24 protein-coding genes and 4 pseudogenes are annotated in these 24,509 nt (G+C 69.3%); 15 read left to right on the top strand and 13 right to left on the bottom strand.

From position 1 onward, the window contains the following. The first annotated feature begins 24 nt into the window (after positions 1–24). Positions 25–672 (top strand): FMN-binding negative transcriptional regulator, encoded by a 648-nt coding sequence (locus ACZ6TD_RS46120; protein ID WP_471347988.1) that lies wholly within the window; start codon positions 25–27, stop codon positions 670–672. Positions 673–779: 107 nt separating this feature from the next. Here the strand turns inward: ACZ6TD_RS46120 and ACZ6TD_RS46115 are convergent, their stop codons facing one another. Continuing rightward, the gene (locus tag ACZ6TD_RS46115; protein WP_471347986.1) at positions 780–1,232 is read right to left on the bottom strand and encodes an Hsp20/alpha crystallin family protein; all 453 of its coding nucleotides are present in this window, start codon (positions 1,230–1,232) and stop codon (positions 780–782) included. A 176-nt stretch (positions 1,233–1,408) separates the two neighbouring features. On the opposite strand from ACZ6TD_RS46115, the gene ACZ6TD_RS46110 reads away from it, so the two are divergent. Together ACZ6TD_RS46110 and ACZ6TD_RS46105 are read left to right on the top strand one after the other, a co-directional pair. Beyond that, positions 1,409–1,945 carry a DUF2267 domain-containing protein gene (locus ACZ6TD_RS46110; RefSeq protein WP_471347984.1) on the top strand — a complete coding sequence of 179 codons (537 nt, stop codon included), beginning with the start codon at positions 1,409–1,411 and terminating at the stop codon, positions 1,943–1,945. A gap of 416 nt (positions 1,946–2,361) precedes the next feature. Beyond that, a complete protein-coding gene (locus tag ACZ6TD_RS46105; protein ID WP_471347982.1) occupies positions 2,362–2,757 on the top strand; it encodes a DUF2267 domain-containing protein in 396 nt (131 codons plus the stop codon). Between the two features lie 820 nt (positions 2,758–3,577). On the opposite strand, the gene ACZ6TD_RS46100 is transcribed toward ACZ6TD_RS46105, so the two are convergent. Then, positions 3,578–4,186 (bottom strand): TetR/AcrR family transcriptional regulator, encoded by a 609-nt coding sequence (locus ACZ6TD_RS46100; protein WP_471347980.1) that lies wholly within the window; start codon positions 4,184–4,186, stop codon positions 3,578–3,580. A 107-nt stretch (positions 4,187–4,293) separates the two neighbouring features. Here ACZ6TD_RS46100 and ACZ6TD_RS46095 point away from each other — a divergent pair, with 107 nt between their 5' ends. Both ACZ6TD_RS46095 and aguA read left to right on the top strand, forming a co-directional pair. Beyond that, positions 4,294–5,025, top strand: a complete 732-nt coding sequence (locus ACZ6TD_RS46095) for a VC0807 family protein (RefSeq protein ID WP_471347978.1) — start codon at positions 4,294–4,296, stop codon at positions 5,023–5,025. Continuing rightward, positions 5,022–6,191: an agmatine deiminase gene (gene aguA / locus ACZ6TD_RS46090; RefSeq protein ID WP_471347976.1), complete on the top strand. Its 1,170-nt coding sequence runs from the start codon at positions 5,022–5,024 to the stop codon at positions 6,189–6,191. The genes ACZ6TD_RS46095 and aguA overlap by 4 nt, the downstream gene beginning before the upstream one ends. A gap of 221 nt (positions 6,192–6,412) precedes the next feature. On the opposite strand, the gene ACZ6TD_RS46085 is transcribed toward aguA, so the two are convergent. Further along, positions 6,413–7,036, bottom strand: a complete 624-nt coding sequence (locus tag ACZ6TD_RS46085; RefSeq protein ID WP_471347974.1) for a DUF4352 domain-containing protein — start codon at positions 7,034–7,036, stop codon at positions 6,413–6,415. Positions 7,037–7,748: 712 nt separating this feature from the next. Further along, positions 7,749–7,880: pseudogene (locus ACZ6TD_RS46080) on the bottom strand (ABC transporter ATP-binding protein); the annotation flags it as partial. Between ACZ6TD_RS46080 and ACZ6TD_RS46075 the strand changes: the two are divergent. Continuing rightward, positions 7,881–8,086, top strand: a pseudogene (locus ACZ6TD_RS46075) (IS5/IS1182 family transposase); the annotation flags it as partial. A 27-nt stretch (positions 8,087–8,113) separates the two neighbouring features. On the opposite strand, the gene ACZ6TD_RS46070 reads toward ACZ6TD_RS46075, so the two are convergent. The 3 genes and pseudogenes from ACZ6TD_RS46070 to ACZ6TD_RS46060 form a co-directional block, all read right to left on the bottom strand. Beyond that, positions 8,114–9,076: a hypothetical protein gene (locus ACZ6TD_RS46070; protein ID WP_471347972.1), complete on the bottom strand. Its 963-nt coding sequence runs from the start codon at positions 9,074–9,076 to the stop codon at positions 8,114–8,116. Between the two features lie 145 nt (positions 9,077–9,221). Continuing rightward, positions 9,222–9,497: pseudogene (locus tag ACZ6TD_RS46065) on the bottom strand (IS5/IS1182 family transposase); the annotation flags it as partial. A gap of 44 nt (positions 9,498–9,541) precedes the next feature. Further along, positions 9,542–10,120 carry a CGNR zinc finger domain-containing protein gene (locus tag ACZ6TD_RS46060; RefSeq protein ID WP_471347970.1) on the bottom strand — a complete coding sequence of 193 codons (579 nt, stop codon included), beginning with the start codon at positions 10,118–10,120 and terminating at the stop codon, positions 9,542–9,544. A 103-nt stretch (positions 10,121–10,223) separates the two neighbouring features. Here ACZ6TD_RS46060 and ACZ6TD_RS46055 point away from each other — a divergent pair, with 103 nt between their 5' ends. Continuing rightward, positions 10,224–11,396 (top strand): epoxide hydrolase family protein, encoded by a 1,173-nt coding sequence (locus ACZ6TD_RS46055; protein WP_471347968.1) that lies wholly within the window; start codon positions 10,224–10,226, stop codon positions 11,394–11,396. Between the two features lie 436 nt (positions 11,397–11,832). Then, on the top strand, positions 11,833–12,528 hold the full coding sequence (locus ACZ6TD_RS46050) for an alpha/beta hydrolase (protein WP_471347966.1): 696 nt from the start codon (positions 11,833–11,835) through the stop codon (positions 12,526–12,528). An 82-nt stretch (positions 12,529–12,610) separates the two neighbouring features. Here the strand turns inward: ACZ6TD_RS46050 and ACZ6TD_RS46045 are convergent, their stop codons facing one another. Further along, positions 12,611–12,907: a hypothetical protein gene (locus ACZ6TD_RS46045; protein ID WP_471347964.1), complete on the bottom strand. Its 297-nt coding sequence runs from the start codon at positions 12,905–12,907 to the stop codon at positions 12,611–12,613. A gap of 778 nt (positions 12,908–13,685) precedes the next feature. Between ACZ6TD_RS46045 and ACZ6TD_RS46040 the strand changes: the two genes are divergently transcribed. Continuing rightward, positions 13,686–14,027, top strand: coding sequence for a hypothetical protein (locus ACZ6TD_RS46040; RefSeq protein WP_471347962.1), 342 nt, complete (start codon positions 13,686–13,688; stop codon positions 14,025–14,027). Positions 14,028–14,234: 207 nt separating this feature from the next. Here the strand turns inward: ACZ6TD_RS46040 and ACZ6TD_RS46035 are convergent, their stop codons facing one another. From ACZ6TD_RS46035 to ACZ6TD_RS46025, 3 genes are read right to left on the bottom strand one after another with little or no spacing between them, the layout of a single operon-like run. Continuing rightward, complete coding sequence (locus tag ACZ6TD_RS46035) at positions 14,235–15,086, bottom strand: HpcH/HpaI aldolase/citrate lyase family protein (protein ID WP_471347960.1); 852 nt, start codon at positions 15,084–15,086, stop codon at positions 14,235–14,237. 23 nt (positions 15,087–15,109) lie between these two features. Beyond that, a complete protein-coding gene (locus tag ACZ6TD_RS46030; protein ID WP_471347958.1) occupies positions 15,110–16,354 on the bottom strand; it encodes an SLC13 family permease in 1,245 nt (414 codons plus the stop codon). Then, a complete protein-coding gene (locus ACZ6TD_RS46025; protein ID WP_471347956.1) occupies positions 16,344–17,561 on the bottom strand; it encodes a CaiB/BaiF CoA transferase family protein in 1,218 nt (405 codons plus the stop codon). Before ACZ6TD_RS46025 ends, ACZ6TD_RS46030 begins: the two co-directional genes overlap by 11 nt. Before the next feature lie 113 nt (positions 17,562–17,674). On the opposite strand from ACZ6TD_RS46025, the gene ACZ6TD_RS46020 reads away from it, so the two are divergent. Together ACZ6TD_RS46020 and ACZ6TD_RS46015 are read left to right on the top strand one after the other, a co-directional pair. Beyond that, positions 17,675–18,568 (top strand): LysR family transcriptional regulator, encoded by an 894-nt coding sequence (locus tag ACZ6TD_RS46020; RefSeq protein WP_471347954.1) that lies wholly within the window; start codon positions 17,675–17,677, stop codon positions 18,566–18,568. Between the two features lie 56 nt (positions 18,569–18,624). Next, positions 18,625–19,197, top strand: coding sequence for a MaoC family dehydratase (locus ACZ6TD_RS46015; RefSeq protein ID WP_471347952.1), 573 nt, complete (start codon positions 18,625–18,627; stop codon positions 19,195–19,197). 294 nt (positions 19,198–19,491) lie between these two features. Here ACZ6TD_RS46015 and ACZ6TD_RS46010 read toward each other — a convergent pair whose 3' ends face one another. Further along, complete coding sequence (locus ACZ6TD_RS46010; protein WP_471347950.1) at positions 19,492–20,358, bottom strand: helix-turn-helix transcriptional regulator; 867 nt, start codon at positions 20,356–20,358, stop codon at positions 19,492–19,494. 114 nt (positions 20,359–20,472) lie between these two features. Here ACZ6TD_RS46010 and ACZ6TD_RS46005 point away from each other — a divergent pair, with 114 nt between their 5' ends. From ACZ6TD_RS46005 to ACZ6TD_RS45995, 3 genes and pseudogenes are all read left to right on the top strand, one after another. After that, the gene (locus ACZ6TD_RS46005; protein WP_471347948.1) at positions 20,473–21,171 is read left to right on the top strand and encodes an SDR family NAD(P)-dependent oxidoreductase; all 699 of its coding nucleotides are present in this window, start codon (positions 20,473–20,475) and stop codon (positions 21,169–21,171) included. A 98-nt stretch (positions 21,172–21,269) separates the two neighbouring features. Beyond that, a pseudogene (locus tag ACZ6TD_RS46000) lies at positions 21,270–21,485 on the top strand (transposase); the annotation flags it as partial. 446 nt (positions 21,486–21,931) lie between these two features. Further along, the gene (locus tag ACZ6TD_RS45995) at positions 21,932–22,315 is read left to right on the top strand and encodes a hypothetical protein (RefSeq protein WP_471347947.1); all 384 of its coding nucleotides are present in this window, start codon (positions 21,932–21,934) and stop codon (positions 22,313–22,315) included. Between the two features lie 198 nt (positions 22,316–22,513). Here ACZ6TD_RS45995 and ACZ6TD_RS45990 read toward each other — a convergent pair whose 3' ends face one another. Beyond that, the gene (locus ACZ6TD_RS45990; protein WP_471347945.1) at positions 22,514–23,389 is read right to left on the bottom strand and encodes an aldo/keto reductase family oxidoreductase; all 876 of its coding nucleotides are present in this window, start codon (positions 23,387–23,389) and stop codon (positions 22,514–22,516) included. Between the two features lie 244 nt (positions 23,390–23,633). Between ACZ6TD_RS45990 and ACZ6TD_RS45985 the strand changes: the two genes are divergently transcribed. Further along, on the top strand, positions 23,634–24,497 hold the full coding sequence (locus tag ACZ6TD_RS45985; RefSeq protein ID WP_471347943.1) for a LysR family transcriptional regulator: 864 nt from the start codon (positions 23,634–23,636) through the stop codon (positions 24,495–24,497). The last annotated feature ends 12 nt before the right edge of the window (positions 24,498–24,509 follow it).

The raw sequence follows: 24,509 nt of genomic DNA, 5'->3' as shown, positions 1-24,509 counted from the left end.
GCCCCCACCCGGAGGAACCCGCGCATGTTCATCCAGCCCTGGGACGCCGCCCTGGACGACGCCGAATGGCAGACCTGGATCGCCGACGGCCACGACTTCGGCATCCTCAGCGTCAACGGCCTGCCCGGCCGGGCACCGATCGTCGTGCCCACCCACTTCACCGCCGACGGCAACACCCTGCTGATCCACCTCGCCCGCCCCAACCCGGTCTGGAAGACGATCGAGGCCGACCCGAACGTCACCTTCACCGTCACCGGCGACTACGCCTTCATCCCCGGCCCCTGGCGCGCGGGGCCCGGCATCCCTCCCACCGACGGCGTTCCGACCAGCTACTACGCGGCCGTCCAGTTCACCTGTCAGGCCACGATCGTCGACGAGCACGAGGCCAAGGCCGAACTGCTGCGCCGCCAGATGGCCCATTTCCAGCCCGAAGGCGATCACGCCCCCATCGAGGTCGACCAGCCGCCCTACGGGCGGATGCTCCCCGGAATCCGCGGTCTGCGCCTGGACGTCACCCAGGTACGGGCGAAGTTCAAGTACGACGACCACAAGCCCGTCGAGCAGCGCACCGACACCGCCCGCCGGCTCACCGAACGCGGCACCGCCCTGGACGCGACCACCGCCGACCAGCAACTACGCCGTCTGGACCGCATCGGCACCTGGAAGCCCTGACCCCGACGCCCCAGCCCGCCCTCTCGGAACTGGATCCAAGAAGGGCACCCTGCCCCGCACCCCGACACCACCACCTGACCCCGCGCTTCGGGCGGTGTACGCGGTCGTCAGCCGGTGATCTCGATGCGCCGGGGCCTGGCCTTCTCGGCCTTGGGGACCTTGACGGTGAGAACCCCCTCAGCGAGTTCGGCACTGATGTGCTCTGCGTCGGTGTCCTGCGGCAGCGTCACCCGGTAGTCGAACTGGCCGGTGCGCCGGGTGCGATGGCGCAGCACACCGCTGCGTTCCTTTTCCTTGATCTCGCCGTGCACCGACAGCTCGCCGGCGTTCAGCTCGATGGTGATGTCGCCCTTCTTCACGCCGGGCAGGTCGACCTCGAGGAGGTAGGCATCGTCGGTCTCCTCCAGGTCGGCCAGCGGCGCCCACGTCTCACCGAGCAGGCCGCCGCCTCCGGGAACGGCCGACTGCCACAGCTCGCCCATGCGCTGGTACAGGTCGTTGAACTCGTGGAACGGGTCCCACACCGTACCGGTCTGCTGGCGCCGAACCGGAAGCGTCATTTCCGATCATCTCCTTCCGAAAGGCTCCTCGCCAGGTGGCGCGCCATCTGGCTTGCGTTCCGGAAGTCCCCCTGACCGAGACCTCCACTACCCATAATCACCCCAATACGGCCCATATTCCTACTGCGTGTGTGGCGATAAGTGCTCGCGTCGAGATCAGTAAGCGGAGGAGAGCGATGAGGCATGCCGAGTTTCTGGCGCAGGTGCGCGACCGTGGCGAGTACACCGGCCAGGAGGAAGCCGAGAAGATCGCCATCGCGGTCCTTGAGGTCCTCGCCCAGGGGATCACGCCGGGTGAGGCCACGGACCTGGCGGCGCAGCCGCCCAAGGAGCTACGTGCGCCACTGACGGGCGAGCCGGAGCGGCAGGCGGAGAGGTTCGGCGTGGAGGAGTTCTGCCGACGCGTCCCCGAACGGGTCGGTGCACGCCCCCGCACGGCCGAGTGGGACGCCAGCGCGGTGCTGTCGACCTTGGCCGATGCCGTCTCCGGCGGGGAGCTGAACCAGATCCTCAGCCAGCTGCCGTCAGGGCTACGCCACGCTGTTCGGGCGGGCGGACCTGTCCGGCCGACCTGCTCCCCCGGTCGCCCGGTGCCCGCAGCCGCGTCTGGTCGTGACCGGCCCCAGCACCACCTCGTGGGTAAGCGGCGTCGAACGCGGCGAGCGGCAACTCCCCGATCGGCCGAAAGCCTCGTCGGTGTTCCCGCCGCATAGGCCACAACCACCCCAAATTGCCGCTTCGGCCAGGTGTCAAGTACCGGGATGCGAGGAAGATAGGACTGCGTCGAGGAGTCCATCCCATCTTCGAGGGGAGGAAGGGAGGAGATCGATGATGCTCGCGCGAACCGCCCCCTTCCGTGGGCTGGACCAGTTAAAACCAGCAGGTGCCAGGCACCGCGGCAACGCATGAGGCAGCAAAGCCATGATCGTATCGACGCGTCGCGCGGGGCCGGCGTGCTGCGGCCGTGTACCCCGGTCGCCGATCAGGCCGGGCCCCGCAAGATCGCCGTCAGCGGCGGCGACTCGTACACGTACATCAGCAGCTGAAGACTGCGGCAGGAGACGGGCACGGCGGCTTCTGTCCGCGCGCTCCGCCTCTGTGCGGCCATCCATTCGGGAGGGAAGACGTCATGCGCATGCGCTGGGACGCGTTCATCGCCGCGATCCAGGAACGCGGCGAATATCCCACACCGCAGGAGGCAGAGCGAGCCTCCCGCGTCGTCTTGGCACTGCTGGGCGCTCATCTGGTGGGTGAGGTACGCGCCGAGCTGGCCGACCGGCTGCCCGAATCGCTGGCGCTGATCCTCCTCAGCCCCCTCCAGGCGCACGAACCGCTGTCACCCGAGCGGTTCATCCGGGCGACCGCAGCCTGGATCGAAGGCGCCACCGAGAAGACCGCAACCTGGGACGTCAGCGCGGTACTCAGCGTCGTGGCCGATGTCGCGGGTGAGGACCTGATGAACCGCATCCTGCTCCAACTCCCGCCGGGCTACGACCTGCTCTTCGGACGCCCGTGGCCGAGCTGATCACCCACCGTGATTCTCGCCGGCATCACAGCAGAGACAATGGCGGGATGGACGCGAACACCGCTTCGCGCCGCAGCCGACAGGGCCCCGGGGGGGGCGAGTCCCGGGCCGCGAGCACGTGGAGTACCGAGCCAGGGTCGTGGCGTCGGGCAGGCGGTGTCGCCAGCGTAGTAGAAGCGGCAGCTCACACCCTGTGTGCGAGGTTCGCAGCGGACAGACAGCCGATGGCGCCGTGGTACGGCTTGGAGGCGTACCACGGCGCCATCGGGGTGGGTCTGAACTCGTCACCCGGCCTGGTGGTCCACGACGCATCGGCCTGGAGGACGTGGCCACTCTCGGGGGATGCTCGACGAGGTTCCGGCTGTGGAGCGAGCACTTGGACCCGGGCGCGAGGTGGCGGGCACTGGAGACGGAGATCGGCCCGGGTGAGTCCCTTCCCGTCTGCCCCCGGCGCCCGGATCTGAGCGCCGTCATTTGCTTGCCGGGGCGGAACGATTCGGCGTTCCCCATTCGAGGAAGGCGCGCATCACTGCCCGTGGCCGGGGCATTGCTGACGCTGACTAGGTTGGCGTTCCTTTTCGACAGAGAGAATCCGCGTGCGACTTCTCGGCCAGCCGGGCCCCCAAGAACCGCACGGACGCTACCGCCACCGTATTCCTCGACGCCGACTGCGAAGGTCCCACCTACTACACCCTGCCTCCCGGCATTTCGGTGGGCCGGGCCTTGCGGCGGGTCAGCCGCCTGGTCGGCGTGCGGCCGTTCCTGAGCGCCGTCGCGCTTGGGCCGCGTGGAAGGCCCCCGGAGCCTGCCGCGCGTGCACCTATATGTCCGGGTGCTCGGACTCGTTTGCTGCGCCGAGCAGTTGGGTCAGGTGCCGGTGCAGGACGGCCCGGATGGTGTCCGGACCCAGGCGGTCGGGGTGGAGCGTCGCGCCAAGGGTGAGTCCATCGAGTACTGCGGCGAGATGCTCCGCCGCCACCGGATCGTCCACGCCCAGACGGTGCAGCAAGCGCCCGGCGACGGCCCGCAGCCCGTCGTGGAGTTCGGCGGCGATCTCGCCCAGGGCGGGGTCGGTGCGGGCAGCCGCGACGAAGTCCAGCCAGACCGCGGTCTCGTCGGCGCGCGCCGCGTCGAGCGGCAGGAACTGACCCGCCACCTCCTGCGCCACCAGGTACGGGTCGTCCCCGGGGTGCCGCCGCTCCCGCTGGGCCGCCACTCGGACGTCCACCCGGCGCACCATCTCGCGGGCCGCGGCCATCAGGAGCTCGCGGTGGCTGGCGAAGTAGTGCCGTACGGACCCGACGGCGAGGCCGGCCTCGGCGGCGACGTTCCGGAGTGTGGCCTGCTGGATGCCGCCGCGGGCCACGACCCGGAAGACGGCGTCCACGACGTCGCGGCGGCGCTGCTCAGGATCCACGATCTTCGGCATCCAGCTTTTATAGCACGACCGTGCTACGATTTATTTAGCATGAAAGTGCTAAATAAATTGGCTGACGCCGCAGTCCGCCGTCCCGGTGACCAGGATCAGGAGAAACCATGGACCCGTCGGAGCCGACCTCTTCGCCTTCAGTACCGCAGTCGGTCCGGTCGTCGGCGCCCGCGCGCCCGCGCCGCCTCGGCCGCCTGGCCCGCTTGGCCCTCGACCTGGGCATCTCGCCCCTTGCGTACTACGGCTGCCTCCTCGCGGGTCTGGCCACACTCCCCGCGCTCCTGACCGCGACCGGAGTGGCGGCCCTCTGGCTCGCCGCCACCGTCCTGCACGACCGGCGTGCCGACGGCCTGGCCCTTGCCATGCTCCTCATGTACGGATTTTCGGCCGCCTTCGCCGCCGTGACCTCCGAACCCCAGCCGCTGCTCCTGCGTGACCCACTGGTCAGCGCCCTCGCCGGATTCGCGTTCCTCACAAGCTGCCTCACCGCCACGCCCGCCACCGCCTATCTGGCCAGCAGGCTGCACGGTCAACCGTTGCACGACCCGATCCTGCTCCGCGCGCACCGCACGGAGACGCTGGTATGCGGTGCCGGACTCATGGCAGAGGCCGTGGCGCGTGTCCTGCTCGTGCTGACCCTGCCGGTGTCCACGGCCGCCTCGCTCACGCCACCGCTGGAATTCGCCGTTCTCATCCCGATCGTCGTGTGGATGGTCCGCCACCGCAGGAACGCGCGCACCCGTATCGCCGCCCAAGTGCGTTCGCGGACGCGGGACCCCGAGCCTGCGCCGCCGTCGGTCGCCTCCGTCCTCGAACGCCATCGAGGGGGTGCGCGATGAGGACCGTGGACAGCACGCCCGCCGCGGACGGCTTCCGCATGCCGGCGGAATGGGAGCCGCACGACGGATGCTGGATGGCGTGGCCGCAGAACGGTTACGTCTGGCGCGAAGGAGCCCGCCCCGCGCAGCGCGCCCTCGCGGCCCTCGCCAACGCCGTCGCGGACACCGGGGAGGCAGTCACCGTCACGGTCACCGGCGACCAGTACGCACACGCCCGCTCCTGCCTCGACTCCCGCGTCCGCGTGGTGGAGACGACCAGTTGGCTGGGCTGGGCCCGGGACATCGCCCCCACCTTCGTGGTCGACGGCGCCGGGCGGCGTCGCGGCGTGGACTTCGCCTTCAACGGCTACGGCAACCGCTACCCGTACTGGGCCACCGACGACCAGTATGCCCAAAGGGTGCTCGACCTCACCGCCACCGACCGCTACCGCGCCCCGCTCGTGCTGGAGGGCGGCTCCTTCCACGTCGACGGGGAGGGAACCGCCCTCGTCACCGCCGAGACCCTGCTCGACCCCGCCCGCAACGACGCCCCCTCACGCACCGCCATGCATCACCTCATGGCGGCCTACCTCGGAGTGACCCGCACCGTGTGGATCGAGTGGGGCCTCGCTTACGACGGGACGCGCGGCCACGTGGACAACATGGCGTGCTTCGCCGCCCCCGGGGTGGTCTGTCTGACCTGGACTGACGACACGAGCGACCCCCAGTACGAGCGCAGCGCACGCGCCGTGGAAGACCTGAGAAACGTCCAGGACGCCAGAGGCCGTACCCTCCGGGTGGAGAAACTGCCGCTGCCCGGCCCGCTGTACGCCACCGAGGTCGAGCTTCGAGGCATCGACCGTCACGGCGTCCCGACCGCCGGCGCCGTGCCCCGCCCCCGGCTCGCCGCCTCCTACGCCAACTTCTACGCCACGGAGGACCACCTCTTCGTCCCCCTGCTCGACCCCGAACACGACGACGAAGCCCTCGCCCGCCTCGCCAGGATCCACCCGCACCACACGGTCGTCGGCCTCCCTACCCGCGAACTCCTCCTCGGCGGCGGCAACATCCACTGCGCCACCCAGCAGATACCGAGCGGCGGTGCGGTGGCGACGGGTCCTGGCAGTGGAGCCGGGCGGCGCCTGCGATCGAACCATCCGTCTCACCCGAGACCATCGGCGAGCTGAAGAACCCCGCGTGGGTCCAGGACGGGCACCCCTCGACCGCGGTCGCCTTGGGTTCCTCCCGCTCGGTGAAGCTCTGGAACATGACCTGTCGGGAACACCCCGCCCCGGCTGAGCGCCATGCGTCCATCCCGTGGCCAGAGGATGGAGCGGGGGCGATGGGACTCGGCGACGGCTGGCGGCCGCGGTACTCGGGGAGGTGACGGCCGCCGCGGAAGATCACCTCAGGCGAGGGTCCACCTGGCTGTGTGCTCTCCGTTGGTCTGCAGGAGCGAGTCCATCTGGTACGTCACGGCCGTGATCTTCGCATTTTGCGGCACGTTGAAGATCACCCAGCCGGTGGTCTTCTCGCCCGGCTGGAGGATCAGAGTGAGGTCCAGGGACTCACCGGCGGTGGGGTCGCCGGGCTTACCGGCGTAGACCTTCCCGGTCGAGTCGATGACCTTCGCCCCCAGGTTGCCGGGGTCGTCGTAGGTGGCGTCGCCGGTGCTGAGGATCGTGAACTCCGCCGCGACCAGGCGCTGTCCGTCGGGGGCCGCGAAGGCATCCAGCGACGGTTTAGCGTTGTCCTCGTACTTGGTCAGCGTGACGTCGGCCTGAACGTGGCCCGTGGCGCCCATACCGGGCATGCCCTCCAGCGAGAGGGTGTCACCGATCTTGGCGCCACTCGGCGTTGTGCTGCTGGGCGCGGCGTCCGGCGTCTGCTGACCCCCGGACGTCGCGGCGCCGCTGGAACCGGCGCTCTTCGTGGCCGCGGCCTTGCTGCTGTCCCCGTCCGAGCCCCCGCACGCCACAAGGGCGGCGGCGAGCACGACGGCTGCGGCGGCGGACGCGATGGAGCGGTTCATGGAATTCCCCCGTAGTTGCCAGTGGGTCTGGCGGGTGTGGCGACACAGGAATTCTGATGGCTGATGTGCGGGCGTGGGGTGTCTTTCCTGTCACCAGACGGCACCAGAGGTCTGCGGCAGGTGGCGGCACGGCGCGGGCCCGGGGGCCCGCCGCATGCCGGCGGGCGCGGCAAGAGGCGGAGTCGACGCCGACCAGGCTCCAGTCGATTCAGCCACTGTGGTTGTCAGCAGACCGGTCTCCTCGGCGACCTCTCGAAGGACCGCTTCTTCCGGCCCCTTCGCGTGATGTGACTTCTCCCGCAGGGTTCTGGGTGCCGGCCTCCGGCATGCTGTGAGCGTGCGTCATCAGAACGGTCAGGTCGTCGAAGATCGCTTCTGGGCGCGATCCAGCGGTACGAGCAGTACCTCCACGCTCTGGGCCGTGAGGACATCGACACGGTCTGCGAGGTGGCCAGGCTCGTGGCGAAGAAGGCGCAGGGCCAGGGGCTCGGCCCGTGCACGTCGACGTACGCCGCTGTGTTCCAGATGATCTCTCGAGGTGTCGGCCGAAGCGGTCAGGGCCTCTGCCGCCTTCTCCGAGAGCGGCCCTTGACAGCTACACCCTGGAGTACCTCAAGAACGATTGGTACATCACTCCGTACGCGGAGCCACCCGACGGTCGACTCCACGCGCACGCCACCCGGCGGCCGGTCGACCGGCGCCCGAGCGGGGCCTACTTGCCGGTCTCCTTCTCATACTCATACGCCTTGATGACCTCGTCGGTCGGGCCGTCCATCAACAGCTCGCCCTTCTCCAGCCACAGCACCCGGTCACAGGTGTCCCGGATGGACTTGCTGCTGTGGCTAAACGGGGCCTCAAACGCTCCCGAATGACAGACGGTTACGGAATCCCGCTGGGCCGGGCCCTGGCAGGAGCGAACTGCCATGACTCACCACTGCTCGCCCCGACCCTGGACCTGTTGGACGACCTCGGCCCCTGCCTGACGACATCACCGTGCACCTGGACGCCGGCCACGACTCGGGCAAGACCCGCACCACCCTCGACGCACGCGCGAGCTCTTAGCGACGCGGAGATGACCTAGCGGCCGAGGGCCTGTCGCACGGTCAGGTCGTGGTACTTCCGCAGCCGGTACAGTTCCCAGCACGACAACCCCGTCACCGACACCGGAGCGCCGAGCAGGAACACGATCCGGGCGAGGACGGGAACCTCGGCGTTCTCGTTGTTGATCACGTCGAGGGCGGCCATCACCCACACCAGCAAGGTGGCGAGGATCGGCGGCAGCACCTCGTGGATGTCGGCGGTGCGGAACACGTGCATGAGGCAGAGCGCGATCCCGTACAGGGCGAAGCCCAGCGACCACGCGCAGAGGGTGATGAGGACGACCATGCCGGGGGTCCCGATGGCGTCACGGAAGCCGGCGGTCTTCGGGTCGGGCGCCACGGCGAGGGGGAACGTGGCCATGGACCCCATCAGAGCCGCCACCGCCCCGAACGACTTCAGGGACCGACGCAGGTAGAGCCCGCGCAGCGCACCCTGCGCGGCGAACGCGAACAGGGCGATCGCGAACGGGAAGGCGCACACGAGGACGAGTGTGCTGATCCAGCTCTGGTTGAACTTGTCGCCCGCGACGGTCTCGACGCCCTTGGTGGTGTCGACCGGCTTGTACGACATGACCAGGACGAGCCAGGCGGCGACGCCGAGCCCGGTCCGCCACATCTGGATCTTGCGCACCGTCAGGTCTTCGACGGCGTCCGAGCGCGAGGGGCGGAAGGCCCACTGGGCGGCGTAGAACGGGTTGTAGACGCACTTGAGGATCCGCTGCCCGCGCATCAGCGGCGGCCGGGGCGGGCGCGGGAGCGGCGGCTGCGGGCCACCTCCGTGCGGCTGCGGCGGGTAGGGCCCCATGCCGGGGCCGCCGGGGTACGGGGGGTGTCCGGCCCCGGGGTAGGGCTGATGGCCGGGACCTGGGCCCGGCTGTCCACCGGGGCCGGGTCCGAGTCCGCCCGTCGGATCCCAGTAACCATTACCGTTCGTACTCATGCCGTGCTCCCCCGATGTTTCGGTCTGTGCCGTGCGCGGCGCGGCCCGAACCGCCCGCTCAGCGTGCGGCGTGATCTTACCCATCGCGGATGGCCGAGAACTGCACGTTCCGGAACCGGGCCGGGCACTGGTGGGTAACGACCCGGTCCAGGGTCGGGGCGAGCAGTGACGAGTCATGGCAGTTCGCTCCTGCCAGGACCCGGCCCAGCGGGATTCCGTAACCGTCTGTCATTCCGGAGCGATTCGAGGCCCTGCTTACCTCGGTCGACCGGTGAGCGTCCGGCGGCCTCTCCGCCTCCGGGTGCTTTGGTGATCGAGCCGCCGACAGCGATCTGGTCCAGGACGAGGCTGACGATTCGGTCGTATGCCTCCAGGGCTGTATGCCGAAGCCGGACGAAGGCGCCGGCCGGATCCACTCGTCGAGTGCCCCACCGCGCCTATCTGCGCGAGCTCTAAGGCCGTGTCCTACGCGGTGAGGCGGTCGTTGACTTTGCGCTGGTTGGCATTGAAGCGCGCCTTCTTCTGACGATTCCCGCACGTGTTCATGTCACACCATTTGCGGGTGCGACTTTGACTGGTGTCGAAGAAAGCGGCTCGGCAGGTCGGTGATGCGCACAAGGCCAACTTTCCGTCTCGTTCGCCCGCGATGATGCTGATCGCGTCGGCGGCGATCACGCTGAGGGCATCTTCCACGCAGGAAGCCGAGCTGAGCCGCCATTGCCGCTCACCCTCGGGCGTCAGGATCGCTGCGGCCCGACCCTGAGCGCTGCAGTCATTGATGACGTGGACAGCAGGCGCGGGGAGAGGGTCCTGGATCGCGGCCGCTGTCGCGGCGGCGTGAATCGACTCCCTCAATTCCCGAGCGAGGTCGAGCTGGGCAGTGGTGCAGGAGTCCACGGCGAGGCCGTTCACTCCCAGCCAGTCGATGAGTCGATGCGGCGTGGGAATGCGCTCCACAGCGTTGCCATGACGCTCCGAGAGAGTCCCCGTGAAGCTCGTCGCCAGCACCTTACCGAGACGGAAGTCAGGGAACCCAGCACGCATGGAACCACCTTAGCAGGTTGCAGCGTGGCTCGGAGACGTGCTAGAACCGCCTTAGCCGGTTCGCGATAGTTCGTAGCCGGTCCCGCGATGGCCAGGAGGTCTCATGCCCCGTCCAACCAGCGACGTGCGAGCATTCGAAGCCCACGCAACTGACGCTGACCTCGACGATTTGCGCGCGCGACTGGCCTCGGCGCGGCTACCGGAGGCCGAGACGGTCTATCGCGCCGCGCCCGACCCCCGCCGATGGGAACAGGGCGTTCCTCTCGCCGACCTCGTCGATGTCGTGAACTACTGGCGCACCGGGTACGACTGGCGGTCGTTCGAAGAGCGCCTTAACCGGATCGGTCAGTTCCGCACGACCATTGATGATCTGGGAATCCACTTCCTGCACCGCCGATCCGCGCGCGCAGATGCCACTCCTCTGATCTTGACGCACGGCTGGCCAGACAGCATTGTCCGGTTCATCGATGTAGTGGACGAGCTGGCAGATCCGAAAGACGCGGACGCGCCGGCGTTCCATGTCGTGGTCCCGTCGCTACCAGGCTTCGGTTACAGCGACAAGCCGGCCGCCACCGGGTGGGGAACCGAAAAGATCGCGGCCGCATGGGTAGAACTGATGGGAAGGCTCGGCTACAGCAAGTTCGCAGCCCACGGCGGCGACTGGGGAGGTAATATCACCACGGTTCTCGGCGGCAGGTTCCCGGCGCACGTTCTCGGCATCCACACAACGTTCGCGGAGGGACCGCCCGGGTTGACAACGGACGGGCTGACGGCGGTCGAGCGCAAATGGACCGAGGAAACCCGCGATTTCTGGCGCCACCGCGCGGCGTACGCGAAGCAGCAGGCGACCCGACCACAGACCATCGGCTACTCGCTCGTCGACTCACCGGTCGGGCTTCTTGCCTGGATCCTCGACAAGTTCGCTGAGTGGTCAGACACCGAAGACAGCCCGTTCGAGACGATTTCCATAGACAGCGTTCTCGACGACGTCACCCTGTATTGGCTGACGCGGACCGGCGCATCGGCGGCCCGCATTTACTACGAAAGCCACAACTCGCTGGACCCCGAACTTCGGGTCGACGTCCCTTCAGCACTCACTATGTATCCCCGCGACGTCGAGAAGTGTCCGCGCGCCTGGGCACAGGAGCGGTATCGACAGATCGTCCGATGGAGGTCGCCCGAAAACGGGGGACATTTCCCGTCGCTGGAGGTTCCCGAGTATTTCGTCAAAGATCTGCAAGAGGGCCTCGCGGCAGTGCTGGCCGCTCATCGGTGAACGCGGCTGGGTGCCGGCACTCGATCACCTCCTGCTCCGGCTCAAGGCGTTGCCCGACGGCTTCCAGACCGAGTTCATCGAGACGGCGGAACATGGTCAGACAGGGCGCGGCGAAGACAGCGTGGAGCGTGTCGAGGTCTTTCGGATGGACAGTGCAGGAACGTCCATCGTGGTAGACCTCGACACCTACCCAACACCCCGACCACACCCTCAACCGCGAAGAGCCGGAGACGTTCTCCAGGGCGAGTTTCTTGACGATGAGGTCGGCGGCCAGGTCCTCGTTGAGCCGACAGGTGTCCAGGGGTGCCGATGCGTATCTCCGTGTCGTCGTCGGAGAAGTTGCGCGGGACGTGGAGGTAGTGGCGCGGGTCGGTCAGCATGGGCGGCTACGTCTACCGTTGATCGAAAGGCTGTCAAGGCAGACGTGGAGGTAGCGATGAGGGTCGTGTTCGTGCATGGGGCGTGCGTGCGGGACGGGTCGTGGTGGTGGCACCGCACCGCCGAGCTGCTGCAGGAGCGAGGGGTGCCGAGCGTGGCCCCGGCGCTGCCGAGTTGCGGCGAGGCGGGCCTGCCCGGCGGCGTCGGCGGTCCGGGGCTGCCCGAGGACGTTGCCGCGGTGCGGCAGGTGCTGCAGGCCGGCGACGAGCCGACCGTCGTGGTCGCCCACAGCTACGGCGGCATCATCACCGCGGAAGCCGCTGCGGGAATCGGGTCGGTACGCCACCTGCTGCTGGTCTCCAGCTATCTGCCCGAGGTCGGGCAGAGCCTGTCGGAGTTCGGGGACAGCAGCCCCGCCCCGTACCTCGACGTCGACCCCGACGCCGGCACGTTCGAGGTCCGCCCCGAGCTGCTCGTCGACACGTTCCTGCAAGACTGCGACCCTGAGGTCCAGGCGCAGGCGGCGGGCCACCTCGCCCGGCAGAGCGTGCAGGTGACCGGGCAGCCGGTCGGGGCGGCCGCATGGCGGCAGGTGCCCTCGACCTACCTCGTCTGCGCCCAGGACCGCGGCACCCCGCCGCGCCTACAGCGCGAGTTCGCCCGCCGGGCCGACAGCGTCGTCGAACTGGACGCCGGCCACCACCCGTTCCTGTCCCAGCCCGCCGCGGTCCGGGACCTGCTGCTGAGCCTGTGACGGCAGTCGCGGACGCGCCGGGCCGGCGATCCGGGGGCCGGAAGGCCGTCGTGAGCGCCGAGGAAGAACTTCTGTCGAGGGCTTACACGGTGCCAGTGCGGACACCCTTGGGCATACCGCCCATCTCCCCCGGCTCCCGGCCCAGTTCGATCGCGGCGGCATCCAGCCCGGCTGCGGTGAGGATGCGGACCTCTTCCCCTCCTCTGGTCCGGCCTCCGTCCAGGAGCAGGCCCTTTCGGCGCAGATCGTTCGCCGCGCCTCGGTGGCAGGCGGTGCGCGCTTCCTTCTGCTTGGCCGCCGTCTTCTTCAGGGTGCGCCGGTAGGTCAGGTGCGGCGAGGACAGCCGTTGGACCTGATCGGCGGTGGCGACCTTGAGCACCCGAGGACGCGCAGCACGTCACCGCGCAGGTCGTTGGTCGATCCCGCCTCGTTCCCCTTGCGCTTGCCTGCCATCAGGCGGCTCGCCCTCCCGTCGTCCGCGACCGGCCGGCGGCCGGGCGCCGGCCCCCGGTTGTGGACGGAGCCGGGCCCCCGGACCCCATGATCTCCCTCACCACCGACAACCAACTCAGGAACAAGGGGAGAGAAGAGGGTTGTGACGATCCGGCGCAGGCCCGGAAAGCCATGGTGACAAGGGGAGATGCAGAGTGCACCGGCGCCGGGCGCGGAAGTGGCTTCGGCAGTGGGAACGCAAGCGTCGGGGGGCAGGAGCTCACCCACGGGCACGGTGTCCTTGTTCCTCCGGCCTACTGGCCGGGTCGGCGGTCGTCCGGCCCCCACACGGGCATGGGCGCGGTGGGCGAACCGCTTCCGCAGGGTTCTCCCGCTGCTCCGCGGGGACGGTCAGCACGTGCTCTTGACGCTCATGCCCCCAGCCTGCCCTGTGCCGGGGCCGCGCCGATCGGGAAAGCCACCGATTGCGCGCACGTGGCTTTGCCGTCCAGGTCATCGAGGTGTCCCTGCACCGCATCAGCCGTGACGGTGTCCCAGCAGGTCAGAGCGCAGGACGTCCCATGATGTCCCGCGGAGGGCGGGGACTGTGGAAGGCCGTTGAACCGGTGGGCAAGGTTGGTCAGGCACACCGGGCGGCGTGGTCCACCCCGCGCCGCCACTCCGGACGACCTATGCCAAACATCCACAACAAACAGGGGAACTCCATGAACACACGTAAGCGCATCGCTCTCGGTTTCGCGTCACTCGCCCTCGCGACCGGTGGGCTCGGCGGGGGTGTCGCCGTAGCCGCCGACGACGGAGAAGCGACGGCACAGCAGCCCACGAGCGCCGCCGCCTGCAGCACCTGGTACGACAACGCCGGCCCCGGCGGCGCCTACCGTGGGCACGCCAAGTGCTCCGGCAACGTCGACGTGAAGGTGTGGGTGAAGTGCTCCGACGGCAGCACCCACGCGAGCGCCTGGCGGTTCCAGTACGCCAAGGCCGAGTGCCCCTCGGGCCAGCGCGGCAGCTTCGCCCAGTACGACACGAGGCCCTCGCAGTCGTAGCCTGACCCGAAGCCGACACGCCACCGCGTGATGACCTGCACCGGTCCTGCTTCGGTGGCGTGCCGGCTGTCGTCCCGCTGATCCCCGCGTCGGGGGTGCGGCCGCAGGGCGGCGGTACGCAGAACACACCTGATGAGACGCTATTCGCGGCCGCTGTGCCGGTCCCGGCCGCCTCCGATTCCACGTCCACGCTGTCCGGGCAGGAGATCAGATGCGCCCCTCCCCGCCCGGCTGACCGAGAAGTGTCGCTCGACACGCACCGAGCAGTGATCGAGCCCGTTGTAGGCGTGGCCAGTCGATCATCTGTCCGTCCACGCACACTGCGGCGCCATCGGAGTCCCCGGCGGCCTGCACGACCCGCCGGGCCCATTCCAGCTCGGCGTCCGTCGGTAGCCATGCCTGGTGAACCACGTCGATCTGTCGAGGGTGGACGCACATTCGACCGCCGAAACCCAGCCCGCGACTGCGCTGTGAGACGGCGGCCAGACCAGCCTCGTCATCAAGGTGGGTGTACACACCGTCGAGCGGCGCGGGCAATCCGGCCGCCCGGGACGCCACCACCAGCGCGGAGCGGGCCCACAGCAGCTCCGGCTCGTCGGGTCCCGAGGGGACGACGTCCATGTCCAGCGCGAGATCGATGCTTCCGAAGAGCAGCCGCGCCACCCCGGGTACCTGTGCGATGGCCGCCGCTTCCCGCACCCCGAGGGCGCTCTCCACCAAGGCCAGCACAGGCATACCGTCCGGCAGACGGCGCAGCACCTCGGCCACGCCGTCCGCCGTCGAACTCTTCGGCAGCACCACGCCGAGCAGCCTCCGGGCCGCAGTGAGCGCGGCCAGGTCCCCCGCATGCCAGGGGGTGTCCGCGGCATTGATCCTCAAGAAGCCGTCGTGTGTGCTCAGCCATCGGATCGCGGCTTCCCGCGCCGCGGCCTTGGCACCCGGTGCCACCGCGTCCTCAAGGTCGACCAGCACCCCGTCCGCCCCGCTGGCCGCCGCCTTCGCAAAGCGCTCCGGCCGGTCGCCGGGCACGAAGAGCAGAGTACGGGGAGCGGGCTCCACAGGTGTCCCTCCTCTCGCTGCGCTCATGCGACCACGAAGGCCGCCCAGGCGGCGGTGGGAGCCAGTGCGCACACCCCGGCGCCCCACCACAACAACCCCTGGTACACGCCGGGCCTCAGCCGCTCGGGAGAGTTGGCCACCACCAACGCACCATTGGTGGAGAAGGGACTCGCGTCCACTACGGTCGCCGCGGCCGCCAGTGCTATCACCATGCCGGTCGTCCCGATGGCACCGGACTTCAGGAACGGCACGGACAGCGGCATCAGGGCGCCGAGGATCCCGGTGGTCGAGGCGAAGGCCGAGACGACACCGCCCACGTAGCAGATCACCAGGGCGGCCAGTAGCGGGGCGCCGATCGCCGCGATCATCTTCCCCAGGGAGTCCACGATGCCCAGTTCCTGGAGCAGGGCTACGTAGGTCACGATTCCGCACACCAGGAGCACCACGGGCCAGGCGATCTCCTTGGTGGCCTGCTGGGACGTGCGAGGGAAGATCAGCGCCAGCAACGCCGCCAAGGTGAGGGCCAGGAAGCCGGTGTCCAGCGAGAGGACCGTGGTCCCCAGCACCAGCGCGACCATCGCGGTCAGCGTCACCACCTGCTCCGCGCCTGGGCGAGAAGCCGGGTCCGTTGCCGTAGGGTCGGTGTCCTTTTCCATAGCCTGCGGTTCGAGCCGTCTGCGCCCGAAGACGAGCCATGACACTGCGGCGACCGCCAGGTTGAAGGCGAAGGTGCCTGCGAAGAGCAGTCCGCCGCTGACGGGCAGATGGTTCTTCTCCAGCGCCGAGTGGACGATGCCGCCCAGGATCCCGGAAGGGGCGAAACTGCCCGCTGCGGCCCCGTTAACAGCCATCAGCCCGGCGTACAGCGGACTGATGTGGTGCTTGACGGCGAAAGCCACGCCGATCGGCGCCACGATCGCCACCGCGGCGGGCGAGGCCGCGCCTGTCGCGCAGAGCAGTGTCGCCAGGCCGAAGAGCACCCAGGGGACGGCTCCTACCCGGGCACCCACCGCCTGCACCGCGACACGTACCAGCCAGTCCACCGTGCCGTTGACGCGGGCGATCCCGAAGAGGAACGTGACGGCGACCAGCACCAGGAACATGCTCACGGGGAAACCCGCCAGCACCTCGTCCGGCGTTCGGTCGAGGGCGACCACTCCGAGCAGAAAGGTGGCGACCAGGGCGAGCATGCCCATGTTCAGCCTCCGTACGCTGGAGAGCAGGAACACAGCGGCGAGGATCAGGACTCCGGTGAGTTCATTCGGCATGGCTGACCTCTTCGCGGTCGGCGCTGCGGGGCGCGGCCAGCCACGCCAGGATGGACTCGGTGTGCTCGCCCAGTTCCGGGACCCGGCCCAGCCGCTGCGGGTGCTCGCCGTGGAAGGTGACCGGGGGTATCAGGCCCTCCAGCGCACCGACCGGGCTGTCGAACGGAGCCCAGCGTCGACGGTCACGTAGTTGGGGGTGTGCGCTGAACTCCCGCATGGTGCGCTGGCGTGCGTAGGCAATCGACGCCTCCTCCAGCCGCGCCACCAGTTCCTTGCCGGTGAGCGTGCCCGTCACCTCGCTCACCAGGGCGTCGAGCTCGGTGCGGTGCGCCACCCGGTCGGCGTTCCCGGAAAAGCGGGGGTCGTCGCACAGACCGGGGCGCCGCAGCACGGTCATGCAGAAAGAAGCCCACTCCCGCTCGTTCTGCAGCCCGAGGTTGATCGTCTGTCCGTCGCGCGTGGTGAACGGGCCGTAGGGGGCGATCGTCGCGTGACTGGCGCCGGCGCGGGCCGGAGCCGTGCCGCCGTAGCGCGTGTAGTACTCGGCGTATCCCATCCATTCACCGAGGGCTTCGAGCATCGAGACCTCCAACTGCGAGCCCCGGCCTGTGCGGGCCCGCTTCAGCAGGGCCGTAAGAATGCCGGAATACGCATACATCCCGGCACATATGTCCGCGATGGACAGACCTACCTTGGACGGTGTCTCGGGGGTGCCGGTGATGGAGACCAATCCCGCTTCACACTGGACCAGGAGGTCGTACGCCTTGCGGTCGCGGTAGCAGCCGGTACTGCCGTAGCCGGATATGTCGCAGGTGATCAGCCTCGGGTGGCTCAGCGCGAGGACGTGGTGGCCGATGCCCAGGCGGACCGCGGCGCCGGGTGCCAGATTCTGCACCAGGACGTCGGCCCGGTCCACCAAGGCGCGCAGCTGACGATTGCCTTCCGGTGAGCGCACATCGAGCTGGACGCTCTCCTTCCCTCGATTCAGCCAGACGAAGTGGCTGGACATGCCACGCACCGTGCGGTCGTAGCCGCGGGCTAGATCGCCGCTGCCCGGGCGTTCGATCTTGATGACACGGGCGCCCAGGTCCGCCAGTTGGCGGGTGGCGAACGGAGCGGCGACGGCCTGCTCCAAAGAAACCACGAGCAGTCCGGACAGGGGCCCGGCGGGGCCTTCCTGCTCAGGGCGAAGACGCGGCTCTGACATGGGGTCCCTCCCATGGGAGTCCTGGTTGGTGAGGACTCACTGTGGGCCGCCGCTCGACCGTTGTGAAATGACCAAACCTCGCCAGGACCATGCCGTATACGTATAGTCCCTGCATGGAGATACGGGAGCTGCAGTGGTTCACGGCCTTGGCCGAGCACGAGCACGTGACGATCACCGCGGAACGGCTCAATGTCTCCCAGCCGACCCTGTCCCGGGCCATCCGGCGGCTGGAGCGACGAGTGGGCGTTCCGCTGTTCGACCGGCACCAGAACCGGCTCCGGCTCAACAAGTACGGCGAGGTCTTCCGTGCCCACGCCCTGCGCGCGATCAGTGAGGTCTCCGGCGCCGAACAGCGCATCACCGCTCTGATCGACCCCGACACCGGCACCGTGGCACTCGGTTTCCTGCACTCCTACGGCACCTGGCTCGTACCCGACCTCCTCGCCGGGTATCGCCGGCTGGCTCCTGGCACCACCTTCGAGCTGCGCGGCGACGCCGCCGACGCCGTGGTCGACGACGTCCGCAACAGCAGGCTGGACCTGGGGCTGACCAGCCCGCGACCGGCCGGGGACGATGTGGAGTGGACACCGCTGCGCGACGAGGCCCTGTGCTTGCTCGTCCCACCCGGACACCGGCTGGCCGGACGCCGCCGGGTACGGACCGCGGAGCTGGCCGATGAGGCGTTCGTGGCACTGCAGCCGGTCTTCGGACTGCGTCAGATAACCGACCGGCTGTGTGCTGCGGCCGGATTCGTGCCGCGGGTCGTTTTGGAGAGCACCGAGCTGAGCACGTTGCGGGCCCTGGTCGCCGCCGGTCTCGGTGTGGCCGTCGCCCCGGTCACCGGCAGCCCATCCGGCCCCGGTGAACACGCTGTTGCCGTGCCGCTCGAGGATCCGCAGGCGCGGCGCACGGTCGGTGTGGTCACACTCGCCGGAGGACCACGGGCGCCAGTGGTGGCGAGGTTCTACGACTACGTACGGTCCGGGGCTCATGCGCCGCACGTATGATCCCGGTGAAGGTTCGGCATTTCACAGCGGACCGGGGACTTCCCAGAATGAGCGCCATGACGACTGAGAACCTGGGCCAGGGCGCCACCACCCGCACCGCTGCCGTCGAGGGCTGGCAGGGCCGCTTCTTCGAGGACTTCACCACCGGCGACGTGTACCGCCACCCCCTGGGCCGCACGGTCCTGGAGACTGACAACTCCTGGCTCACGCTGCTGACGCAGAACACCGCGCCGCTGCACTTCGACCGCCACTATTCGGCGGGCACCGCCTGGGGCAAGCCGCTGGTGGACTCCACCTTCACGCTCGCCCTGGTCACCGGGCAGAGTGTCACCGACATCTCCCAGCACGTGATGGCCAATCTCGGCTGGGACCGAGTCAGGCTGCCCAACCCGGTCTTCGAGGGCGACACGATCTACTCGCAGTCCGAGGTCCTCCACAAGCGGGAGTCCGCCAGCCGCCCTGACGTAGGGATCATCAGTGTGCGCACCATCGGATACAACCAAGACGGTGTCATCGTCATCACCTTCGAGCGGACACTGATGGTCTACCGCCGCGGACACGGGCCCCGGTTCGCGGCAGTGGAACCGGTCTGGGACGAGCGGTCCCGCAGGGCTGCGGGACTGCACTGACCGGTTCGGACCTCCTGTCGGCAGCCATACCCGCTGGTTCCCGCCTGTCCGGGACAGCCGGACGAGGACCGTCCGGTGCGGTCGCCGGGGCATGGTTCGCGGGCTGCTGCTGAATGGGCGGCGCAAGTCGGTGGAGCCGATGGCGGTCCGTCTCCGCGAAGGACGAGACACGGTCGTGGGGCATCGACGCTCCCCTGGTCGTCGCGGAGGCAGGCTACGGCGACGCCGTCCGGCGGCACCGTGGTTCCGCGCTCGCCGCGCACATGCGGCCGGTTGATCGACGCGCTGGTCGGATCACTTGTGCGTGGTGGCCGGTGGGCCGGCGATGGCGGTGAGCTGGAGCTTGGTCTCGTCCTCGCTGCCGGGCACGGCGGTCATGATGACGATCTTGAGCTCGGAGTCGCCGTCGGTCAGGACGTCGCAGTCCACCGTGACCGGGCCCACCGTCGGGTGGTCGATCGTCTTGTGGTCCTCGCGGTGCGCGGCCACCTCCCCGGCCGCCCATAGCTCGGCGAACCTCCTGTTGCCCGCGTTCAGATCGCGGATCAGCGTGGCCAAGCGGCTGTCCTGGGGGAAACGGCCGGTGGCGCGGCGCAGGTCGGAGACGACAGCGGCGTCGGTGGCGTCGCTGTCCGCCTCGGTCACCGGCCACCGCGAGAGGTGGGCGGGGCCGGCGTCCACCGGGAACCTCTCGCGGGCGAAGTTGCGCAGCCGCGGCGGCGAGGCGGAGGGGTCGCCCAGCAGGGCCGCCCACCCGTGGTTCCACCACACCAGTTGCCAGTCCGCCGCGAACACGGCGACCGCCACGTCCCCGAGGCGGGCGAGCACCCGCTGCACGCCGGGCGGGAGATGGTCAGAGATGGCGCCGTCCACCGGCGGTGCGAGCTGGGCCAGCCGGTGCAGGTGGTCCCGCTCGGCGGTGGACAGCTGCAGGGCGCGCGCCAGGGACGCCACCACCGACGCTGAGGGTGTCGTGGCCCGCCCCTGTTCCAGGCGCACGATGTAGTCGACCGATACCCCGGCCAGGTCAGCCAGTTCTTCGCGCCGCAGCCCGGCCGCCCGGCGCCCGCGGGCCACCGGCAGCCCGGCGGCCGAGGGGGGCAGCCGGTCCCGCCACGTGCGGATCATCGCGCCCAGTCCGGTCCCGGGTGTCGTCGACATGATCCTCATCCTCCTGCATCCCCGGTCGTGCGTGTGGGCGCGAGGGTGGTACTGGTCTTCCTACCGTCGAAGCATCTCTGGTCCGCCTCCGTCGTCGGGATCAGTATCGACCGCATGACGATCACCTTTATCACCGGAGCCAACAAGGGGCTCGGCCGCGAGACCGCCCGCCGCCTGATCGAGTGTGGCCACACCGTGCTCGTCGGAGCCCGCACCCCTGAGCGGGGTGAGGAGGCCGCCGCCGCGCTCGGCGCACGCTACGTCCCCATCGACGTGACCGACGACGCGTCCGTGGCCGCCGCGGCCGCGAACGTCGCCGAACACGAGGGCAGGATCGACGTCCTGATCAACAACGCCGGGGTCCACGGCCCCCTCGGCGATCCCAGCGACCTCACCGCCGCCGACGCCCTCGCCGTCCTCGACGTCAACGTCATCGGCGTCGTCCGCACCACCACCGCGTTCCTGCCGCTGCTGCGCCGCTCGGACGACCCCGTGATCATCAACGTCAGCAGCGGCATGGGCTCCCTCGCCCTCACCCACGACCCCGGCCGGCCCGAGTCGCACGTCATCGCGCCGCTGTACACCTCATCGAAGGCGGCGCTGACGATGTTGACCACGCAGTACGCCAAGGGGCTCAAGGGCATCCGCGTCAACGCCGCCGACCCCGGCTACACCGCGACCGACCTCAACGGTCACAGCGGCCCCCAAACCGTCACCGAGGGCACGGACGCGATCGTCGCCCTCGCCACCGACGGGCACGGCGCCGGCACCGGACGCTTCGTCTCCCGCCATGGCGAGATCGCCTGGTCCTGAAACCGGACGTGCCGGATCAGCCGTTTCAGGCGACGAGGACACCATGAAATCGTCGCAGTATTCGGGGTGGCTTCAGGGCGCAGATCACATCGTGATCAATCTGCGGGCGTCGCCCACGGACCGGTGGATCTCCTTGCGGGACACGAGTGCAACTGACGGACGAGGAGTGGGAGTTCACCGGGCCGTACCTGCCGATCGGCGAGTGCGGCCCGTACCCCGAGCGGCTGCGGCAGCAGTTCGGGGGCGTGATCTGGCGGTTCAAGACTGGCGGCCAGTGGCGGGAGATGCCGAAGGAGACCAGATCCGCCGCCACCGCCGCGCCGACGATCACGAATTCTCGGCGGCGACTGGGGCGAGACCGTGCACATCTCCGAGATGTTCCGCCTCGTGCGCGGCGCCCCAGCACGTCCTGGTCGTGCTCGACGTCCTCCACCGCGACCGTCTCGCCTGCGCATCCACGACGGCGCTGGCCACTCACCCTGTGAACGCCGGAGACACCTCCGCGAGGCCCGAGAGCGTGGCATGGATCCTTTCCGCTGCCGCCACGGAAGCTCCCGCCTGCTGGTCGATCATGGCGTAAATGTCCCTGGACCAGTGACTGAGCGCCTCTATAGGGTCACCGTCGTTTCCGGGCTCGCAGGCTTTCCCAGGGCACCCGCCGCGCCAACCGCGGGCTACTCGCCGGCTCGACCATCGAGGACGGTCAGCCCATCTCGTGATCCCCGCAACGACCCTGACACAGCGACGAAAGGCAAGCATCATGCGCAAGCGCTCCCTCGCTCTCGCGGTCTTATCCGCCGCGTTCGCGGGCATCGCCGTCACCGCGCCCAACGCGTCGGCGGCCGGCAACAGTGCCTGCCCAGACGGCAACTTCTGCCTGTGGCCCACCTTTGCGTCCTACCCCACACCCGTCGAAACCCCGGCCCTGGTGACCAGTGGTGACTGGTCTGGAAACATCGACGGGCTCGTATTCCAGAACACCGGCTCCCGCGCCGTCGACGTGGAATACACCACTTACATGAACAACGGGACCGTTCCGGTGGACGGCACGGTGTGCGTCACGAGGGACAAGGTCAGCAGGCAGTTCTTCTACAACCCGACGACCGTGCACAAGGTCACGTGGCGCGCCGACAACACGTGCTGACATGACCGCACAGCGGGCGCTCCCCGGCCGAAGCGCCCGCTTTCCGTCAGCCCCGGTCGGATGACGGGGAGACCAGAAGCCACGGTGGATCGCCCGCTTCCACGTTGGGTCCTGTACCGCAAGTCTGCGGTACAGGACCCAGACTGGCGACGTCGGGCCGGCCGCGAGAACGACGGAGCCCTGTGCGGCGCCCGGGAGTCAAGGTTTCCCGATCTCGTCCAACTCGGCGAGTTCCCCGTCGGAGAGCGAGAGTCCCGCGCCGGCGACGTTCTCGCGCAGGTGCGCCACCGACGAGGTGCCGGGAATGAGCAGGATGTTCGGCGACCGTCGCAGCAGCCAGGCCAGGGCGACCGACATCGGCGTCGCGTCCAGCCGGGTGGCCACGGCGGAAAGCGCCGTGGACTGCAGCGGGGTGAAGCCGCCGAGGGGGAAGAAAGGCACGTAGGCGATGCCCTTGTCGGCGAGATCGTCGATCAGCTCGTCGTCCTGGCGGTGGGCGAGGTTGTACATGTTCTGCACGCACACGATCGGCGCGATCGCCTGCGCCTCGGCGACCTGTTCCGCCGTCGCGTTGCTCACTCCGAGGTGCCGGATCAGGCCCTGCCGCTGGAGTTCGACGAGGGTCTCGAAGGGCTCGGCGAGCGAGCCGGGCCGGGGGCCCTGGGCGTCGCCGAGCCGGAGGTTGACCACGTCGAGCGAATCGAGGCCGAGGTCCTCGAGGTTCTCGCGGACGGCGCGTCGCAGGTCCTCGGGCTGCCGGGCAGGGGGCCAGCCGCCCTGCCGATCGCGGACCGCGCCGACCTTGGTCACGATGTGCAGCGATGCGGGATAGGGGTGCAGCGCTTCACGGATCAGCTGGTTGGTGACGCGTGGTCCGTAAGCACCGGCGGTGTCGATGTGGGTGATCCCGAGGCCGGCGGCCTCGCGCAGGACGGCGAGCGCGCCGTCGTGGTCGGCGGGCGGGCCCATGACCCCGGGGCCGGCGAGCTGCATGGCGCCGTAGCCGAAACGGGTGACGGTCAGGTCACCCAGGGTCCAGGTGCCGCCGGGCAGTGATGTGGAGGGTGTGTTCATGCCTGTGTCTTTCCTGCTGAGCCGGATACTGCGGAGGGACTACTGCAGAGAGTTACTCGTCGCTTGGTTCGCCGTTCGTCAACGGCACCCTTGTTCGCGCGGTTGCACCAGTGTTCGCGCGGTTCACCGGCGCGATCTTCGTTTCGCTCATGCCGTTGATGTTGGATCGCGGACAAGCGGCGCATCCAATACCGATGCGGTGCCCTGTCATACCCGGTAGGTATCACCGAGGTACGCTGTGGCCATGGACACCTTGGAGACCCGCGAGCTGAGGTACTTCATGGCCGTCGCCGAGGAACTGCACTTCGGCCGCGCCGCCGAGCGCCTCGGCATGGCCCAGCCACCGCTGTCCCGGGCGATCCAGCAGCTCGAGCGGCGCCTCGGAGTCTGCCTGCTGAAACGCAACCGCCGCGGCGTCGCCCTGACCGGTGCCGGCGAGATGCTGCTGCACGAGGGACGCGCGGCCCTCGACGCGACCGCCGCCGCCGCTCGCCGCACCCGTCGCGCCGGTGGTGCCGACAGTCCGGGTGGCCCCCGCAACCGCCTGGTGCTGGCAGTGAAGGCCGGCGCGTCCCACGAGCTGCTGCACAAGCTCCTCGACGCCTACGCGGCCGAGCCCGACGCCGCCGAGATCGAGGTGCTGCCGAGCGGCACATGTGAACAGGAAGGGATGCTGCGCGACGGCCGCGCTGATGTGGCTCTCATGCACGCACCGTTCAACTCCCTCGCCGGGTTCGACAGCGAGGAACTGATGACCGAGGGGCAGATCGCCATCCTGCCCGCCGGGCACCCCCTCGCCTCGCGCAAGGCTCTGTCCCTGGCCGACGTCAGCGACATCCCCGATCTTCCGCTCGCCCGCTGGTCCCGCCACGGCACGTACCCACCCGGCCCGGGCCCCGAGATCCACGACCAGACGCAGCTGGCCCAGCTGATCGCCCTCGGACGCACCGTGGCCGTCTTCCCCGACTCCGCCCGCGCCTGGCTATGGGCGGAGCACACCGCCGTCCCCCTGACCGACGCACCCCCCGTCGTCACCCACATCGCCTGGCCCGCGCACAGCCGCTCCCTCGCCCTCGCCGGGCTGATCCGCACGGCCACACGGCTATGACCCTCTCGTGCC

It is taken from the genome of Streptomyces yongxingensis, assembly GCF_055597465.1.
The sequence above is the reverse complement of the archived record's forward strand: the minus strand, read 5'-3'. Positions and strand labels throughout refer to the sequence as shown.